Source organism: Faecalibacterium gallinarum (genome assembly GCF_022180365.1).
Classification (GTDB): domain Bacteria; phylum Bacillota; class Clostridia; order Oscillospirales; family Ruminococcaceae; genus Faecalibacterium; species Faecalibacterium gallinarum.
In genome coordinates this window covers 76,694-94,196 of record NZ_BQKV01000027.1, presented here as the reverse complement: position 1 = coordinate 94,196, position 17,503 = coordinate 76,694, and the positions used below count along the sequence as shown (strand labels likewise).

Annotated in this window: 20 protein-coding genes; 14 read left to right on the top strand and 6 right to left on the bottom strand. The window is 64.2% G+C overall.

Annotated elements, in window-relative coordinates:
* Positions 1-277 precede the first annotated feature (277 nt).
* On the top strand, positions 278-1,285 hold the full coding sequence (locus JCM17207_RS04350) for an asparaginase (protein ID WP_238316440.1): 1,008 nt from the start codon (positions 278-280) through the stop codon (positions 1,283-1,285).
* Between the two features lie 39 nt (positions 1,286-1,324).
* On the opposite strand, the gene JCM17207_RS04345 is transcribed toward JCM17207_RS04350, so the two are convergent.
* The 3 genes from JCM17207_RS04345 to JCM17207_RS04335 all read right to left on the bottom strand — a co-directional run bounded on the left by JCM17207_RS04345 (position 1,325) and on the right by JCM17207_RS04335 (position 4,044).
* Positions 1,325-3,220, bottom strand: coding sequence for a heavy metal translocating P-type ATPase (locus tag JCM17207_RS04345; RefSeq protein ID WP_238316439.1), 1,896 nt, complete (start codon positions 3,218-3,220; stop codon positions 1,325-1,327).
* 227 nt (positions 3,221-3,447) lie between these two features.
* Entirely contained in the window at positions 3,448-3,669 is a 222-nt protein-coding gene (locus tag JCM17207_RS04340) for a cation transporter (RefSeq protein WP_238316438.1), read from the bottom strand.
* A gap of 48 nt (positions 3,670-3,717) precedes the next feature.
* Positions 3,718-4,044, bottom strand: a complete 327-nt coding sequence (locus tag JCM17207_RS04335) for an ArsR/SmtB family transcription factor (protein ID WP_238316437.1) — start codon at positions 4,042-4,044, stop codon at positions 3,718-3,720.
* Between the two features lie 259 nt (positions 4,045-4,303).
* Here JCM17207_RS04335 and JCM17207_RS04330 point away from each other — a divergent pair, with 259 nt between their 5' ends.
* Positions 4,304-4,693 (top strand): thioesterase family protein, encoded by a 390-nt coding sequence (locus JCM17207_RS04330; protein WP_238316436.1) that lies wholly within the window; start codon positions 4,304-4,306, stop codon positions 4,691-4,693.
* Positions 4,694-4,697: 4 nt separating this feature from the next.
* Here the strand turns inward: JCM17207_RS04330 and JCM17207_RS04325 are convergent, their stop codons facing one another.
* A complete protein-coding gene (locus JCM17207_RS04325) occupies positions 4,698-4,919 on the bottom strand; it encodes a hypothetical protein (RefSeq protein ID WP_238316435.1) in 222 nt (73 codons plus the stop codon).
* 70 nt (positions 4,920-4,989) lie between these two features.
* Here JCM17207_RS04325 and JCM17207_RS04320 point away from each other — a divergent pair, with 70 nt between their 5' ends.
* From JCM17207_RS04320 to JCM17207_RS04265, 12 genes are all read left to right on the top strand, one after another.
* Positions 4,990-6,672: a Na+/H+ antiporter NhaC family protein gene (locus JCM17207_RS04320; RefSeq protein ID WP_373871923.1), complete on the top strand. Its 1,683-nt coding sequence runs from the start codon at positions 4,990-4,992 to the stop codon at positions 6,670-6,672.
* Between the two features lie 243 nt (positions 6,673-6,915).
* Positions 6,916-7,143: an acyl carrier protein gene (gene acpP, locus JCM17207_RS04315; protein ID WP_238316433.1), complete on the top strand. Its 228-nt coding sequence runs from the start codon at positions 6,916-6,918 to the stop codon at positions 7,141-7,143.
* Between the two features lie 19 nt (positions 7,144-7,162).
* The gene (gene accD / locus JCM17207_RS04310; protein WP_238316432.1) at positions 7,163-8,044 is read left to right on the top strand and encodes an acetyl-CoA carboxylase, carboxyltransferase subunit beta; all 882 of its coding nucleotides are present in this window, start codon (positions 7,163-7,165) and stop codon (positions 8,042-8,044) included.
* Positions 8,041-8,970 carry an acetyl-CoA carboxylase carboxyltransferase subunit alpha gene (locus JCM17207_RS04305; RefSeq protein WP_238316431.1) on the top strand — a complete coding sequence of 310 codons (930 nt, stop codon included), beginning with the start codon at positions 8,041-8,043 and terminating at the stop codon, positions 8,968-8,970. The genes accD and JCM17207_RS04305 overlap by 4 nt, the downstream gene beginning before the upstream one ends.
* A gap of 8 nt (positions 8,971-8,978) precedes the next feature.
* Positions 8,979-9,938 (top strand): beta-ketoacyl-ACP synthase III, encoded by a 960-nt coding sequence (locus tag JCM17207_RS04300; RefSeq protein ID WP_238316430.1) that lies wholly within the window; start codon positions 8,979-8,981, stop codon positions 9,936-9,938.
* Positions 9,935-10,873, top strand: coding sequence for a DUF561 domain-containing protein (locus JCM17207_RS04295; protein WP_238316429.1), 939 nt, complete (start codon positions 9,935-9,937; stop codon positions 10,871-10,873). The genes JCM17207_RS04300 and JCM17207_RS04295 overlap by 4 nt, the downstream gene beginning before the upstream one ends.
* The gene (locus JCM17207_RS04290) at positions 10,867-11,952 is read left to right on the top strand and encodes an NAD(P)H-dependent flavin oxidoreductase (RefSeq protein ID WP_238316428.1); all 1,086 of its coding nucleotides are present in this window, start codon (positions 10,867-10,869) and stop codon (positions 11,950-11,952) included. Before JCM17207_RS04295 ends, JCM17207_RS04290 begins: the two co-directional genes overlap by 7 nt.
* 4 nt (positions 11,953-11,956) lie before the next feature.
* Positions 11,957-12,886, top strand: a complete 930-nt coding sequence (fabD, locus tag JCM17207_RS04285; protein WP_238316427.1) for an ACP S-malonyltransferase — start codon at positions 11,957-11,959, stop codon at positions 12,884-12,886.
* A gap of 4 nt (positions 12,887-12,890) precedes the next feature.
* Positions 12,891-13,649, top strand: a complete 759-nt coding sequence (gene fabG, locus JCM17207_RS04280; protein WP_238316426.1) for a 3-oxoacyl-[acyl-carrier-protein] reductase — start codon at positions 12,891-12,893, stop codon at positions 13,647-13,649.
* A gap of 87 nt (positions 13,650-13,736) precedes the next feature.
* Entirely contained in the window at positions 13,737-14,978 is a 1,242-nt protein-coding gene (gene fabF, locus JCM17207_RS04275; RefSeq protein WP_238316425.1) for a beta-ketoacyl-ACP synthase II, read from the top strand.
* Positions 14,979-14,981: 3 nt separating this feature from the next.
* Positions 14,982-15,461: a 3-hydroxyacyl-ACP dehydratase FabZ gene (gene fabZ / locus JCM17207_RS04270; RefSeq protein WP_238316424.1), complete on the top strand. Its 480-nt coding sequence runs from the start codon at positions 14,982-14,984 to the stop codon at positions 15,459-15,461.
* Positions 15,462-15,562: 101 nt separating this feature from the next.
* Complete coding sequence (locus JCM17207_RS04265) at positions 15,563-16,054, top strand: MarR family winged helix-turn-helix transcriptional regulator (protein ID WP_238316423.1); 492 nt, start codon at positions 15,563-15,565, stop codon at positions 16,052-16,054.
* A gap of 155 nt (positions 16,055-16,209) precedes the next feature.
* Here JCM17207_RS04265 and JCM17207_RS04260 read toward each other — a convergent pair whose 3' ends face one another.
* The gene (locus JCM17207_RS04260) at positions 16,210-16,605 is read right to left on the bottom strand and encodes a helix-turn-helix transcriptional regulator (protein WP_238316422.1); all 396 of its coding nucleotides are present in this window, start codon (positions 16,603-16,605) and stop codon (positions 16,210-16,212) included.
* Positions 16,606-16,826: 221 nt separating this feature from the next.
* Complete coding sequence (gene phoU / locus JCM17207_RS04255; protein WP_238316421.1) at positions 16,827-17,495, bottom strand: phosphate signaling complex protein PhoU; 669 nt, start codon at positions 17,493-17,495, stop codon at positions 16,827-16,829.
* Positions 17,496-17,503 lie beyond the last annotated feature (8 nt).

Here is a 17,503-nt window from a genome sequence, read left to right as displayed (position 1 = left end):
CATCCTCCTGACCGGCGGCCCGGAGCCGCCGCCTGGTATTCTCTAAAATAGTTTTTCTGGTTTCAGTATGCCACAGCCGGGGTGGGTTTTCTGTGACTTGCTTACAAAAACCGCCCGGCGGGACAAAATCCAGCCCAAACATACCGCATCCCGCCCCAAAATGCAAGCCGGGAACTCCCGCCGCCAAAATTTCCCGGGAAATTTCATTCTTTAAGGACCAAACCGGCGCAAAAGATGGTATACTGGTGGGGTGGAAAAAGAATTTGGGGGAAACTGTATGCCAAAACAGAAGCTGTTATTTATTACCACGGGGGGCACCATTGCCAGCGTCCGCACCGACCAGGGGCTGAAACCCGTCCTTTCCAGCGAGGAGCTGCTGGCCCATCTGCCCGAGCTGGAACAGTTGTGCGAGCCCCAGACCCTGGCGTTGTGCAGCATCGACAGCACCGACATGGGCCCCGAGCACTGGCTGATGCTGGCCCGGGCCATCCAGGAAAACTACGCCCTTTACGACGGGTTCATCGTCTGCCACGGCACCGATACCCTGGCCTATACGGCGGCGGCCCTGTCTTATCTGGTTCAGAACGCCGACAAGCCCATCATCCTCACCGGCGCCCAGCAGCCCATTTCCAACGAGATCACCGACGCCAAAAAGAACCTGCGGGACAGTGTCATCTGTGCCCTGGATCCGGGCAGCCGGGGGGTGATGGTGGTCTTCGGGGGCCAGGTCATCGCGGGCACCCGGGCCAAGAAAAACAAGACCATCAGTTACGACGCCTTTGCCTCGGTGAACTTCCCCACCCTGGCCCTGGTTCAGGGGGACCGGCTGGTGCGGTATGTTCCCTCCCCCTGGCCCACCGGGCCGGTGGAGTTCGGCCGGGCACTGGACAACCGGGTCTTTCTGCTCAAGCTGACCCCGGGCCTGGCCCCGGAGCTTCTGCCCGAGATCTTCCGGCTCTACAACTGCGTCATCGTGGAGAGCTTCGGGGTGGGGGGCATCCCCCAGACCCTGATGGATGCCTTCGCCGAGGGGCTGGGCGAGTACGACCAGACCCACAAGGTGCTGATCCTCACCACCCAGGTGACCTACGAGGGCAGCGACGTGGGCATCTACGAGGTGGGCAAGCGGGTGAAAAACCGGTTCCGCTTCCTGGAAGCCCACGACATGACCATCGAGGCGGTGGTCACCAAGATCATGTGGCTGCTGGCTCAGAACTGCGAGAGCTTCGACCAGCTGGCCCAGCGGTTCTACCGCCAGATCAACTTCGACACCTTTTATCATTGACGCGAACAAGGCGGGCCGTTTAGGCCCGCCTTGTTTTCTTTACGGATTTTTCCCGGCTTTCCGCACCAGGTCGGCGGTATAGAGGGCCCGGGTGGCGTTGAGGACGGCCAGAACCATCACGCCCACGTCGGCGAAGATGGCCAGCCACATCCCAGCCAGGCCCAGAGCGCCCAGAATCAGGCAGAGGGCCTTGACTCCCAGGGCAAAGACAATGTTCTGGTAGACGATGGAGCAGGTCCGGCGGGAGATCTGAATGGCCAGGGCGATCCGGGCCGGGTCATCGTCCATCAGGACGATGTCGGCGGCCTCGATGGCCGCGTCCGAACCCAGGGCCCCCATGGCGATGCCCAGGTCCGCCCGGGAGAGGACCGGCGCGTCGTTGATGCCGTCCCCCACGAAGGCCAGCCGCTCCTTGGGGGATTTCTGGGCCAGCAGAGTCTCAATCTGGTCCACCTTGTCCCCCGGCAGCAGCCCGGCGTGGTATTCACTGATCCCCAGCTCCCCGGCTACGGCCCGGGCGGTGGCCTCGTTGTCGCCGGTGAGCATGACGGTCTTGCGGACCCCTGCTTTCCGCAGGGAGGCAATGGCCTTGGCGCTGGTGGGTTTTAAGGTGTCCCGGATGGCGAGACTGCCGGCGTAGCGGCCCTCCAGGGCCACATGGACCACCGTGCCGACGGCGGAATCAGACTTCGGCAGGGTCAGCCCCAGGGACTCCATCAGGCGGGCGTTGCCCACCGCCACGGTTCGGCCGTCCACCTGGGCGGTGATGCCGTAGCCGCCCCGCTCCTCTACGTTCGAGACACGGGCGGGGTCCAGGGGGGCCTTGCAGGCCCGGCGGAGGCTCTGGGCGATGGGGTGATTGGAATAGCTCTCGGCCAGGGCGGCGGCCTCCACCAGAGTGTCGGGGTTGACCCCTTCGGCGGGGTGGATTTCAGCCACCTCAAAGACGCCCCGGGTCAGGGTGCCGGTCTTATCAAAGACTACGATGCCGGTGCGGGAGAGCTCTTCCAGATAGGTGGAGCCCTTGACCAGGATGCCGCAGCGGCTGGCCCCGCCGATCCCGCCGAAGAAGCTCAGGGGGATGGAGATGACCAGGGCGCAGGGGCAGGAAATGACCAGGAAGGTCAGGGCCCGGTAGACCCAGTCCCCAAAGGCGGCGGGCTGGCCCAGCAGGGTCAGCACCAGGGGCGGCACCACAGCCAGGGCCAATGCGCCGTAGCAGACCGCGGGGGTGTATACCCGGGCGAACCGGGTGATAAAGTTCTCGGCCCGGGCCTTTTTCATGCTGGAATTTTCCACCAGGTCCAGAATCTTGGAGACGGTGGACTCCCCGAACTCCCGGCTGGTTTTAACTCGGAGCAGGCCGGTCAGGTTGACGCAGCCGCTCACCACCTCGGCCCCGGGGCCCACGTCCCGGGGCAGGCTCTCGCCGGTCAGGGCGGCAGTGTCCAGGGCCGAGCTGCCCTCGATCACCACCCCGTCGATGGGTACCCGCTCGCCGGGCTGGATCACAATCACCGAGCCCACTTCCACCTCGTCGGGGTCCACGGCCTCAAAGCTGCCGTCGGGATTTTCCAGGTTGGCGGAGTCGGGGCGGATGTCCATCAAAGCGGCGATGCTCTTCCGGCTGCGGCCCACGGCCACGCTCTGGAACAGCTCGCCGATCTGGTAAAAGAGCATGACGGCGCAGCCCTCGGCGTACTCCCCCAGGGCGAAGGCTCCCACGGTGGCCACCGCCATCAAAAAGCACTCGTCAAAGGGCTGGCGGTTCTTGATCCCTTTCAGAGCTTTGCGCAGCACGTCCCAGCCCACCACCAGGTAGGGCACCAAGTAGAGCAGAAAATCGGGCAGGGGCAGCGGCGCCAGCGCGATCACCACCAGCAGGGCCAGCGCCGCCAGAATCTGGTAGAGCGCACGCTTTTGCTTCTTGGTCATAAAAAGCAACCTCCTTTAAGCGGGCCGGAATGGGGCGTTTTCCACAAGGAAGGGGCCGGGGCCCGGCGGCATTCCACAAAAAGGCCGGTTTTTTCACAAAAACTTCGATCCAAAACCGGCTTTTCTGCGTTGTTTTTTGGGTTTTCCCCAAGAAAAGTGGAAAACCATGTGGAAAACGTTGAAAACCGGGGCTTTTCCCCGCGTTTTCTGTGGAAAGTTCTTTCGGCTCAGACGCCGTAGATTTCGCAGTCGTCCTCCACCTTCTTGCAGGCGGCCAGAACCTTCTGCATGGTGGGGCCCGGCTCGGCGCCCTCGGCGAATTCCACGCTCATTTTCTGGGTCATAAAGCTGACGGTGGCTTTGGCCACCCCCTCCACGGCGTTGGCGGCGTGCTCCATCTTGGCGGCGCAGTTGGCGCAGTCCACTTCGATCTTATAGGTCTTTTTCATAAGTATAGATTCCTTTCTTTCTCCCGCGGGGCGGGTTATTGAGTCGGGTTATTCTTCCAGGTGCTCCATCCCCACCGAGAGGATGGTCCGCACATGGTCGTCGTCCAGGGCATAATAGACGGTCTTGCCCTCCCGGCGGAACCGCACCAGCTTGGAGTCCCGCAGGACCCGCAGCTGGTGGCTCACCGCCGACTGGCTCAGGGACACCGCCTCGGCGATGTCCTGGACGCAGCGTTCGCTGTCGTGGAGGGCGTAGAGGATCTTGATTCGGGTGGAGTCGCCGAAGACCCGGAACAGATCTGCCAGGTCGTAGAGCAGCTCGTCGGGGGGCAGCGAGTCGGGCAGAGACGCGGGGATTTCATTCGTCTGGGCCATAGGCTAAACTCCCTTCATTTTGGTTTTATATATGAGCATTTGTTCATGTGTTCATTATAGCACGCTGACGCCCAGAGTCAAGGGGGTTTTTGGTCTAAAAGGAATAAAAAAACGCCGGGATGCGCTTTCTGCGCCCCGGCGGCGGGGATTTTCGCCAGAAAAAACTGTCCAAAAGGGTGCATCCTGACGAAAAATGTGGTATGCTAAGGACGTCTGTTCCCCGGGCGGGGAACACTCTGTGAAAAAAGGAGGAGTTGGAATGAAGTTGGAAGCTGGCATCCGCGGCAAGGCGTCCCAGGCGGTGACCCCCGAGAACACCGCCCGGGCCCTGGGCAGCGGCACCCTGGAGGTTTTTGCCACCCCGGCGCTGGTGGCTCTGGCCGAAAAGACCTGCTGGCAGAGCGTGGCCCCGGCCCTGGAAGAGGGCTGCGGCACGGTGGGCACCCGGCTGGAGCTGGATCACACCGCCCCCACCCCGGTGGGGATGACCGTCACCTGTGAGAGCGAGCTGACCGCCGTCGAGGGGCGCAAACTGGTCTTTGCGGTGACCCTGCGGGACGAGAAGGGCCCGGTGGGCGGCGGCGTCCACGAGCGGTTCATCGTCAACGACGAAAAGTTCGCGGCCAAGGCCCAGGCCAAAAAGGGCTGAGCCGTTACGGCCCCTGGTCGGCGGGCGGTTTGTCCGGCGCCAGCCGCAGGGGCGGTTCTTCCTGCAAATAGGCTTCTTCGGCCCGGGCCTGGGCCTGCTGAAGCAGCCGCACAGCCTGTTCGCTGGCCCGGAACAGCTCGTAATAGAGCGCTTTGTAGTCCGGCGCGGCGGGTCCCTCCCTTCCTGGTTTGTCGGGGATAGTCTGCCCCGGCGGGGCGGGGGCCATACATCCGGGCCGGCGGCAAAAACCGGGCGGGAAAAATCGGGAAAGTATATAAAGTAATAAGAAAAGAGGAATCACTGTGAAAACCAAACGTATTGTCTGGGGTGCGGCGGCTCTGGCCGTCGTGGCGCTGCTGATCTGGCGAACAGCGGTCACCCCGGGAACCATCGAGGACCCCGCCAGCTATGCCTGCGCGGTATACAGCACCCCGCTGTCCCTGCTGCCGCCGGTCATCGCCATTCTGCTGGCCCTCATCACCAAGGAGGTCTATACCTCCCTGCTCATCGGCATTGCCACCGGTGCGCTGCTCTACGCCAACGGTAACCTGGAACTGGCCATCAACACCATGTTCTTTAACACCGAGGGCGGCATGATCTACAAACTCGCCGACCCCTGGAACGTGGGCATCCTGGTCTTTCTGGTGATGCTGGGCATCCTGGTGGCCCTGATGAACAAGGCCGGCGGCAGCGCTGCTTTCGGCCGGTGGGCGTCCTCCCATATCAAGACCCGGGCCGGGGCGCAGCTGGCCACCGTCCTGCTGGGCGTTTTGATCTTTGTGGACGACTACTTCAACTGCCTGACTGTGGGCTCGGTCATGCGCCCGGTCACCGACCGGCAGCGGATCTCCCGCGCAAAGCTGGCCTACCTGATCGACTCCACCGCCGCGCCGGTCTGCATCATTGCGCCGGTGTCCAGCTGGGCCGCCGCTGTCACCTCCTCGGTGCCCGAAGAGATGAACATCAACGGCTTCACCATGTTCCTGCGGACCATTCCCTATAACTACTACGCCATCCTGACCCTGGTCATGCTGGTGTTCCTGGCCCTGACAGGCACCGACTACGGTCCCATGGCCCTCCACGAGCGGAACGCCGCCCGGAAGGGCGACCTCTACACCACCCCCGACCGCCCCTATGGCGACGATACCGCCGACGAGGTGGCGGGCCGGGGCAGCGTGGCCGACCTGCTGGCCCCGGTGCTGGTGCTGATCGTTTCCTGCGTGGTGGGCATGGTCTATACCGGCGGTTTCTTCAGCGGGGTGGACTTCATCACCGCCTTTGCGGGCTGCGACGCCTCGGTGGGTCTGGTCATGGGCAGCAGCGTGGCCCTGGCCTTCACCTTCGTGTTCTACCTGTCCCGGGACGTGCTCAGCTTTAAGGACTTCACCGCCTGCATCCCCGCAGGCTTTAAGGAGATGGTGGCCCCCATCCTGATCCTGACCATGGCCTGGACCCTGTCGGGTGTCACCGGCCTGCTGGGCGCCAAGTACTTTGTGGCCGACCTGGTCCAGGGCAACGCCGGCGTTCTTCAGTACCTGCTGCCGGTCATCATCTTTGTGGTGGCCATCTTCCTGGCTTTCGCCACCGGCACTTCCTGGGGTACCTTCGCCATCCTGGTGCCCATTGTCTGCAACGCCTTCCCCTCCGGCGAGATGCTGGTGATCTCCATCGCAGCCTGCCTGTCCGGCGCGGTCTGCGGTGACCACTGCTCCCCCATCTCGGATACCACCATCATGGCCTCGGCAGGCGCCCACAGCAACCACGTGAACCATGTCTCCACCCAGCTGCCCTACGCCATGACCGTGGCTGCCGTCTCGGCGGTCTGCTACGCCCTGGCCGGCGGCATCGAGGCCGTTCTGGGCGGCAAGGGCGGCGTCTTTGCCTCCCTGCTGCTGCTGGTGATCGCTGTGGTCATCGAGCTGGTGGTGCTGGGAGTTCTCCGCCGCCGCTTTGCTGCCAAGGAGACGGTCCAGCTCTAACCCTTTTTTGAAGAAAACCCGGGGCTTTACCCGGTAGAAAACCCGCGCTCTCTGCTGCTCGGTAGGGGGGCGCGGGTTTTTTGTCGCTTTTTCTGGTAACAAATTGTTTACAAAATTAGATAAAATATTTTAGCTTTAAGTATTGACTTTTCTTCGGAATCTGGTATCCTATCCCCAGAGCGATTGCTCAAATGTTTTAACTAAATAACTTGAAACTGATTTTGATTTAAAGGAGATACAATCATGGAATTCGAAGCACTGAAGCAGGTTATCGTCGACACCCTGAACTGCGACCCCGAGAAGGTCACCCTGGCCGCCACCCTGTCCGAGGATCTGGAGGCTGACAGCCTGGATGCTGTCGAGCTGAACATGGCCATCGAGGAGGCCTGCGGCGTCACCATCCCCGACGAGAAGCTGGCCGAGCTGAAGACTGTCCAGGACATCTTCGACTACATCAACGCCAACGCGTAAGAGAGCGCGGTAAACCGCTATGGAGAATATCTTTACCGCCCTGCGGACCGACCGCCGCGAGCGCGAGCTGGCCCGCAAGGTCCAGCAGGAGACAGGCAAAAGCCTGGTTTGGAAGGAGCCGGCCTTCCTGGAGTGCCCCAAGTGCAACCGGCGGGCCACCCGCGCCCACTGGGCCGAGAGCCTTTACGTCTGCCCCAACTGCGGCCACTACCTGCCCATCGGCGGGTACTACCGGCTGTCGTTGGTTTTGGACCACGGCAGTTTCCGGGAGCTGAACGAGAAACTGGAGGCCGGTGACCCCCTGAACTTCCCCGGTTATAAGGAGAAGCTGGCGGCTTCCCGCCGCAAGACCGGCCTGAACGAGGCTGTTGTCACCGCCACCGGCAAGATCGACGAGATCCCCGTGGTGGTGGCGGTGCTGGACAGCCGCTTTTTCATGGGCAGCATGAGCGCCGCCGTGGGCGAAAAGATCACCCTGGCGGTGGAATACGCCATCAGCAAAAAGCTGCCTCTGATCATCTTCTCCGCCAGCGGCGGCGCCCGGATGCAGGAGGGCATTTACAGCCTGATGCAGATGGCCAAGACCAGCGCCGCCATCGCCCGGCTGAACGCGGCGGGTGGGCTGTACATCAGCGTGCTGACCCACCCCACCACCGGCGGCGTGACCGCCAGCTTTGCCTCTCTGGGCGATATTATGCTGGCCGAGCCCGGCGCCCTGATCGGCTTTGCCGGGCCCCGGGTCATCGAACAGACCATCGGCGAAAAACTGCCCGCCGGCTTCCAGCGCAGCGAGTTCCAGGAGGCCCACGGCTTTGTGGATAAGATCGTGCCCCGCAGCGAGCTCAAGAGCACCCTGGCTCAGCTGCTGCGGCTGCACCAGAAGGGAGCGACCCGCGCATGATCCGTGACATTTTGAAAATGACCGATGCGCTGGAGGCGGAAATGGCCGCCCTGGAGGGGGATACTGCCCCCCAGGCGCTGCTCCGCCGCAAGCAGCTTCTGCGGGACCGCACCGAGCTGCTGGACAGCTGCACCAATCTTTCGGCGGAGGACAAGGTCTTTCTGGCCCGGCATCCCCACCGCCCCAAGATCGACGACTATATCAAGGCCCTGTTCACCGATTTCTTCGAGCAGAAGGGCGACCGCCAGTGCCGCGAGGATGCCAGCATCCTGGGCGGCGTGGCCTTCTTCCATGGGATGCCCGTGACCGTCATCGGCCACCGCAAGGGCAACAATCTGGAAGAGAACATGAAGTATAACTTCGGCATGCCTGGCCCTGAGGGCTATCGCAAGGCCCTGCGGCTGATGAAGCAGGCCGAAAAGTTTGGCCGGCCCATCATCACCTTCATCGACACCCCGGGCGCCTACCCCGGCAAGGAAGCCGAGGAGCGGGGCCAGGGCGAGGCCATCGCCCGCAACCTGGCCGAGATGAGCCAGCTGGCCGTCCCCGTCATCGCCGTTGTCACCGGCGAGGGCAGCAGCGGCGGCGCTCTGGCTCTGGGCGTGGCCAACCGGGTCCTCATGCTGGAGAACGCCATCTACTCGGTGCTCAGCCCCGAGGGCTTCGCCAGTATCCTCTGGAAGGACGCCTCCCGCCACGGCGAGGCCTGCGACGTCATGAAGCTGACGGCCCAGGACCTGTACCAGTTCGGGGTCATCGAGGAGATCGTCCCCGAGCCCCTGGGCGGCGCCCAGACCGACCCCAAGGCCCTGTTTGCACACCTGGAGCTGGCGCTGGAGCGCAGCCTGGCCCCCCTGCGCAAGCTGAGCCCCGCTGCCCTTGAGGCGCAGCGGTACAAAAAATTCCGCCAGATCGGGCAGGAGTAAGAGGTTTTATGAAGGGTTTACAAATCCTCAGCACGGGCGGCGCCCTGCCGGCCCGGGCTGTGACCAACGACGAACTGAGCCGCCGGGTGGATACCAGCGACGAGTGGATCACCACCCGAACCGGCATCCGCCAGCGGTATTTTTGCGGCCCCGATGAGAGCGCCACGACCCTGGCTGTTGCGGCAGCCCGGCAGGCGCTGGAGCGCAGCGGCCTGGCCCCCGCCGAGATCGGCTGCTGCGTCTGTGCTACCCTCTCGGCGGATTACGCCAGCCCCAGCATGGCCTGCCTGGTGCAGGCGGAGTTAGGGCTGCCCGAGGATATCCCGGTGCTGGACGTGAACGCGGCCTGCTCCGGCTTCCTCTACGGTGCGGCGGTGGCCCGGGGGCTGCTGGCCGCCACCGGCGGGCGTTACGCCCTGGTGATCGGCTGTGAGCAGCTGTCCCGCCTGTTGGACATGGACGACCGCTCCACCTGCGTCCTCTTTGGGGACGGCGCGGGCGCGGCGGTCTTTGAGATGAGCGAGTCGGCCCCCTTTGCGGCCCTGCTGGGCGCCCGGGGCGACAAGGCCATCCAGGTGGAAGGCCCCGGGCCTCTCCCCTCTCACATCCAGATGGACGGCAAGGCAGTGTTCCGCTTCGCGGTGGACGCCATCCCCAAGTGCGTGGACGGCATCCTGGCCCAGACCGGCCTCACCCTTGACGGGGTGGACTGGGTGGTCTGCCACCAGGCCAACGAGCGGATCATCGACCACTGTGTCAAGAAGCTGAACGCCCCGGCGGAAAAATTCTTCAAGAACCTGGCCCGCACCGGCAACACCAGCGCGGCCAGTATCCCGCTGGCCCTGAACGAACTATATGAGAGCGGCCAGCTCCGCCACGGCCAGACGTTGCTCTGCGTCGGTTTCGGCGGCGGGCTGACCTGGGCCGGCGCTCTGCTGACCTACCAAGGGAAAGGAAATGCAGAATGAAACTTCTCAACGAAATCCTGGGGACAAAATACCCCATTATCCAGGGCGGCATGGCCAACATCGCCACCGGTGAGTTCGCCGCCGCCTGTTCCAATGCCGGCGCCCTGGGCGTCATCGGCGCGGGCGGCGTTCGCTCTGCCGAGGACCTGCGGGCCCAGATCCGCCGCTGCAAGGAGCTGACCGACAAGCCCTTCGGGGTTAACCTGATGCTCATGCACCCGTTGGTGGATGAGTTCGCCCAGGTTGTCATTGAGGAAAAGGTGCCTGTGGTCACCACCGGCGCCGGCAACCCCGGCAAGTACGTCCCCGCCTGGAAAGAGGCTGGGATCAAGGTTATCCCCGTGGTGGCGGCGGCCGTGCTGGCCAAGCACCTGGAGAAGTCCGGTGTGGACGCCATCATCGCCGAGGGCACCGAGAGCGGCGGCCATGTGGGCGAGATGGCTACCATGGCCCTGGTTCCCCAGGTGGTGGACGCCGTTAACCTGCCCGTCATCGCGGCGGGCGGCATCGCCGACGGCCGCCAGCTGGCGGCTGCCCTGGCCCTGGGGGCTTGCGGCGTCCAGGTGGGCACCTGCCTGCTGGTGAGTGAGGAGTGCCCCATCCACGAGAACTATAAGCAGGCCCTGCTCAAGGCCAAGGACAGCGACACCATCGTCACCGGCCGGATCGGCGGCACCCCTGTCCGGGTGCTGAAAAACCAGATGACCCGGGAGTATGTCCGGCAGGAAAAGGCCGGCGCCGACAAGATGGAACTGGAAAAGTTCACTCTGGGCAGCCTGCGCCGTGCCGTCTTTGAGGGCGACACTAAAACCGGCAGCCTGATGAGCGGCCAGGTCGCTGGCATGCTCCACGAGATTCGCCCGGCCGCCCAGATCCTGGAGGATCTGTGGGCCGGGGCCCAGCAGCGGATCAAGGCGCTGCAAGAGTTATGCTGACCCTGCGGGGCAAACCGCTGGCCGTGCCTATCCTGCAAGGGGGCATGGGGGTGGGCGTCTCCATGGGCGGGCTGGCCGGTGCTGTGGCTGCCTGCGGCGCGCTGGGGTGCATCTCCACCGCCGACGCGGGCTACAATGAGCCGGATTTCAGCTCGAACCCCCAGGGCGCCAACCTGCGGGCACTCAAAAAAGAGATCGAAAAGGCAAAGCGGCTGGCAAACGGCGCGGGCCTGGTGGCGGTGAACGCCATGGTGGCCACCCGCCAGTACGCCGACGCAGTGAAAGCGGCGGTGGCCGCCGGGGCCGACGCAGTGATCTCGGGGGCGGGCCTGCCCATGGAGCTGCCCGGCCTTGTGGAGGGCAGCGAGACGGCCATTGCGCCCATTGTCTCCAGCGCCCGGGCCGCCAAGCTGATCCTGCGCCGGTGGGCCAGCCGGTTTGGCCGGACGGCCGATTTTGTGGTCATCGAGGGCAGCCAGGCGGGCGGCCATCTCGGCTTCGACGAGGCCGACCTGCTGGCGGGCAAGTGCGAGACCCTGGACGAGATTCTGCCCGGGGTGCTGGCCGAGGTCAAGCCCTACGAGGAAAAGTTCGGCCACCCCATCCCGGTCTTTGTGGCGGGCGGGGTCTTTACCGGCGCGGACATGGCCCACTATATGGAGATGGGGGCTGCCGGGGTGCAGATTGCCACCCGGTTCATCGCCACCCATGAGTGCGACGCCAGCCAGGGCTATAAAGACGTCCTGCTGGAAGCAAAGGCCGAGGACGTGCGGATCATTCACAGCCCGGTGGGAATGCCCGGCCGGGCCCTGAACACCCCGCTGGTCCAGAAACTGGCCCAGGGGCTGCGGTTCCCGCCCAAACACTGCTCGGCCTGCATCACCACCTGTGAGCCGGCCAAGATCCCCTACTGCATCACCCACGCCCTGATCGAGGCCGTCCGGGGCAACCGGGAAGAGGGCCTGTTCTTCTGCGGGGCCAACGTGGGCCGGGTCAACCGGATGATGTCGGTCCGGGAGCTGATCGACGAGATACTGGCCGAGCGGCGCGCCGCCCTCGGCCTGACAAACGAGGTATAACGCAATGAAACTTGCGATTTTGTACGCTGGCCAGGGCAGCCAGCACCCCGGCATGGGTAAGGATCTCTACGAGGCCTACCCCGCTTTCCGCGCCGCCTTTGACGCGGGGGAGCTGGATTTTGACCTGCACAAGGTTTGCTTTGAGGACCCCGACGGGGTTCTGAACCAGACCCAGTATACCCAGCCCTGCATGGTGGCTTTTGCCGCCGGCGTGACTGCGGTGCTGAAAGAAAAGGGCATCCGCCCCGACTATGTCGCGGGCCTGTCCCTGGGCGAGTATTCGGCCCTGAACGCCGCCGGTGTTCTGGACGCCAAGACCGCCATTGAGCTCACCGCCTTCCGGGGCAAGGCCATGGCCAAGGCCGCCGAGGGGATCGAGTGCGGGATGACCGCCGTTATTGCCCTGGATCGGGAGACCCTCCAGGCCTGCTGCGACAAGGCCGCCGCCCTGGGCGTGGTCCAGATCTGCAACTACAACTGCCCCGGCCAGCTGGTCATCGGCGGCGAGAAGGCCGCTGTAGACGCCGCTGCCGCCGCCGCCAAGGAGGCGGGCGCCAAGCGCTGCCTGCCCCTGAAGGTCAGCGGGCCCTTCCACACCACCCTGATGCACCCGGCGGGCGACGCCCTGGCCGAGCGGTTTAAGAGTGTGGCGTTCGGCCCCATGGAGACCCCGGTGCTCTTCAACTGCCTGGGCCATGAGAAGAGCGAGGCCGACACCATTCCCGCCCTGCTGGAAAAGCAGGTCCAGAGCAGCGTCTATATGGAGGATACCCTCCGCCGCCTGGGCGAGCTGGGGGTGGACACCATCCTGGAAGTCGGCCCGGGCAAGGCCCTCACCGGCTTTGTGAAAAAGACCCTGACCGGGGTGACCTGCTACACGGTGGAGACCGCCGCCGAGCTGGAAGCCGCCGTCAGCGCACTGAAAGGGGAATGACGCCATGGCAAGAACCGAAACGGCTCCCGCCGCCCGCTGCGCCATCGTCACCGGCGGCAGCCGGGGCATTGGCCGGGCCATCTGTGTCCGGCTGGCCAAGATGGGCTACAAAGTCTGTGTCAACTACGCGGGCAACGCCGCCGCCGCAGAGGAGACGGTGGCCCTCTGCACCCAGCAGGGGGTGGAGGCTTTCTCCGTGCAGGCCGACGTCTCCACCGCCGAGGGCTGCGAAACCCTCTTTGCTCTGGCCGACGAGCGGTTCGGCCGGGTGGATGTGCTGGTGAACAACGCCGGCGTCACCCGGGACGGCCTCCTGCTGCGGATGAGCGAGGAGGACTTTGACAAGGTGCTGGACACCAACCTCAAGGGAGCATTCTTCTGCTGCAAGGCCGCCGCCAAGCGGATGATGCGCCAGCGCTATGGCCGGATCATCAACCTGTCCAGCGTTGTGGGCCTTCGGGGCAATGCGGGCCAGGCGAACTACGCCGCCAGCAAGGCGGGCCTCATCGGCCTGACCAAGAGCCTGGCCAAGGAGCTGGCCACCCGGAACATCACCGTCAACGCCATCGCCCCCGGTTTCATTGCTACCGACATGACCGACGCCATGCCCGAGGCAGCCCGCACCGCCACCCTGGCCTCCATCCCGGCCGGGCGGCCCGGCGCACCGGAAGAGATCGCCGAGGCGGCGGCCTTCTTCGCCGCCGAGACCAGCGGCTATATCACCGGCCAGGTCCTGTGCGTGGACGGCGGCATGGCCGTCTGAGGACCGCTTTTTCGAGAAAAAGCGGCGCAAAAAGCTTTCTAACCCAAAACCGCCCCGGCGGTTTTGCTACGACAAGGAGAACCTTCTATGGATAAACGCAGAGTGGTCATCACGGGCCTCGGCACCGTGAACCCCATCGGCAACACCGTTGCTGACAGCTGGCAGGCCGCCAAGGAGGGCCGCTGCGGCATCGCCCCCATCACGGCTTTTGACACCACCAACTTCAAAGTCAAGCTGGCGGGCGAGGTCAAGGACTTTGACCCCACCGTCGCCATCGATAAGCGGGAGGTCAAGAAGATGGCCCGCTTCACCCAGTTCGCCGTGGTCGCCGCCGCCGAGGCTCTGGCCGACAGCGGCCTGGACCTGGCGGCCGAGGATGCCAGCCGGATCGGCGTCATCGTCTCCAGCGGCATCGGCGGTCTGCCCACCATCGAGGCCGAGCACACCCGGGGCCAGCAGCGTGGCTTCGAGAAGGTCAGCCCCTACTTTGTCCCCATGTCCATCGCCAACATGGCCGCGGCTCAGATCGCCATCGGCCACGGGCTGAAGGGCGTCTGCACCTGCCCCGTTACCGCCTGCGCCGGCGGTTCCAATGCGGTGGGCGACGCCTTCCACCGGATTCGGGACGGCTACGAGGAGATGATGGTCTGCGGCGGCACCGAGAGCGCCATCAGCGAGCTGGGCATCGGCGGATTCACCAGCATGAAGGCCCTGTCCACCGCCACCGACCCTGACCGCGCCAGCATCCCCTTTGATGCCGAGCGTTCCGGCTTCGTCATGGGCGAGGGCGCCGGCATCCTGGTTCTGGAAGAGCTGGAGCACGCCCAGGCCCGCGGCGCCAAGATCTACGCCGAGGTGGTGGGCTACGGCACCAACTGCGACGCCTACCACTTCACCGCACCGGCCCCCGGCGGCGCCGGCGGCGCGGCCTGCATGACCCTGGCCCTCAAGGACGCCGGGGTGGCTCCTGAGGTGGTGGACTACATCAACGCCCACGGCACCAGCACCCACATGAACGACAGCTGTGAGACTGCGGCCATCCACACCGCCTTCGGCGAGTGGGCCGAGAAGCTCTGCGTCTCCTCCACTAAGTCCATGACCGGCCACCTGCTGGGCGGCGCGGGCGGCGTCGAGGCTGTCTTTACGGCCCTGGCCCTGCGGGATGACTTCGTCCCCGCCACCATCCACTACCAGACCCCGGACCCCGAGTGCGACCTGGACTATGTGCCCAATACCGGCCGGGAGAAGCACCTGCGCTATGCCATGAGCAACAGCCTGGGCTTCGGCGGCCACAACGCCTGCCTGCTGTTTAAGAAGTGGGAGGGCTGAACCATGGCGGAACAGACTCTCATCCCGGCCGAGCCCCGGCCGGAAGCCCGCACCCTGACGGCGGCCCAAATCGCCCAGATCCTCCCCCACCGGTATCCTTTCGCCCTGGTGGACCGGATTCTGGACTATGAGCCGGGCCAGTGGGCCATCGGCCGCAAGTGCGTCACCATGAACGAGGGCTTTTTCCAGGGGCATTTCCCCGGCCAGCCGGTGATGCCCGGCGTCCTGATCCTGGAGGCCCTGGCCCAGGTGGGGGCGGTTGCCGCCCTGACCGAGCCGGGCAGCGAGGGCAAACTGGCCCTCTTTGGCGGGGTGAAAAACGCCCGGTTCAAGCAGCAGGTCCAGCCCGGCGACGTGCTGGAGCTGCGGTGTGAGCTTATCTCCCGCCGGGGACCCATCGGCATCGGCAAAGCCACCGCCCGGGTGGACGGCAAACTGGCCGCCACCGCCGAATTGACCTTTGCTTTGGCAGATCGAAAATAATTTTCTTTTCGTCCGGCGAAAAACATGATATACTGTGTAAAACAGAAGGCCGTATAAAATAGGGCAAAATAGACTTTGCCGGAGGAAAGGGAGTTTTTCTTATGTTGGAAGAAGCATTTCAGGCTGTGTATACCAAGTTCAAGCTGCATTTTTACCAGAAGGTGTTCCAGCGCTTTGCATCGCGGGAGGCTACCCTGACCACCGTCGAGTCGTTCTGCATGGAGGGCATTATGGCCATGGGCGAGCCCACCATCGCGGAGTTTTCCCGGATGATGCAGATCTCCACCCCCAACGCCGCCTATAAGATCGGCAGCCTGGTCAAAAAGGGCTATGTGGAGAAGATCCAGTCCACCACCGACCGCCGGGAGTATTACCTGCGGCCCACCCAGAAATATATCGACTACTACAACATCAGCTACTCCTACCTGCACACCGTCATCGAGCGGGCCCGGAAACGGTTTTCCCCCGAGGATCTGGCAAAGCTGGAGGAGATGCTGACCATCGTCAGCGACGAGCTGATGCCCGAGCTGGATCTGACCGCCGGCCGCCAGCGGGCCGAGAAAGACGCGCTGCCCCCGGAGGGCCAGCACTGAGCCGCCTTCCCCCTGTAAAAACGCAAAACACCCCCGAGCCAAACCAGGGCCCGGGGGTGTTTTTTGTCCCAAGTAGCCGAAACGCCGGGGCCTTTAAAGGCCCCGGCGTTTCGGCGCGGCAGGATATGTATGGGTCGGAGCAAAGGAGAGGCGGGTTAACTCTGGGGGCGGGCGGCGCTCTGCCCTGCGCGGCGCTGGCGGTATTCCCGGGGGCTCAGGCCATAGCGGGCGTGGAACAGCCGGTAGAAATAGCTGGTGTTCTCATACCCCACCTGGGTGATGATCTGCTGGATGTTCATATCGCTGCGGCGGAGCAGCCGGGCCGCTGTCTCGATCCGGTGCTTTTGCAAAAGTTCCTTGTAGGTTTTGCCGGTCTCGGCGTGGACGCATTCGCTCACATAGGCCAGAGAGACGCCGTAGGCCCGGGCTACGTTGGTCAGGCAGGCCTCGCGGTAGTTGGATGTAATCTCGTTCAGCGCGGCCTGGACCAGCGCCTCCCGGCTAATGGTCTCGCCGCGGCCCTCGAGCGGGAAAGTATGTTTGTTCGGCATAGCAGTTGTCCTCCGTGGGGCGCGCCGGGTCAGTGGAGTTTGGGGCGGCGCGCCGGGTCGCTTGGGTTTGTATATCCTGTATACGAACGGCTGGGATAAATTATTGCGCAGGCATGAACGAAAATTGTGAAAGTTTTGCCCCAAAGAATGGAAATCCCGTCCTGAAAAGCGGACGCCCCGCTGCATGAGCAGCGGGGCGTCCGGTGTATCCTGGCTTTGGCTCAGAAAATATCCTCGTTTTTGTACTTGCCGGTGCGGACGAACTGCACCCACTCGGCCAGGTTGACCGAGTGATCGGCGATCCGCTCCAGGTACTTGATGACGATCAAGAGATCCATCACCGAGTCCACCTCGTCGGGGTCGTGAGCGAGCTTCTGGCCCAGCATCCGCTTGATGGCGTCGAAGGCGTCGTCCACCACATCGTCCGAGGCGATGACCTCCCGGGCGGCGGCCTCGTCCTGGCGGACAAAGGCGTCCAGGGCGTTCAGGATCATCTGGTGGGCGTTGCGGCCCATCTGAACGGCCTCGTTCAGGGCGGGTTCGCTGGACTGGTTCATCCGGCCCAGGTGGGGCACGATCTCGGCGATGTCGGCGGCGTGGTCGCCGATCCGCTCCAGATCGGTGATGACCTTCAGGGCGGCGGTCACCTGCCGCAGGTCGCTGGCCACGGGCTGCTGGCGGAGCAGCAGGGTCATGCAGCGGTGCTCGATGTCCCGCTCCATGTGGTTGATGCGGGTGTCACCCTTGACCACCTCGGCGGCTGCGGCGGTGTCCACGGCGCAGAGGGCCTGCAGCGCGTTCTCAACGGCGTCGGCTGCGGCCTGGCCCATCTCGATCAGGGCGGTGTTCAGCGCCTCCAGTTCGGAGTCGTAGTATTTCCGGTTGCTCATAAAAAGAC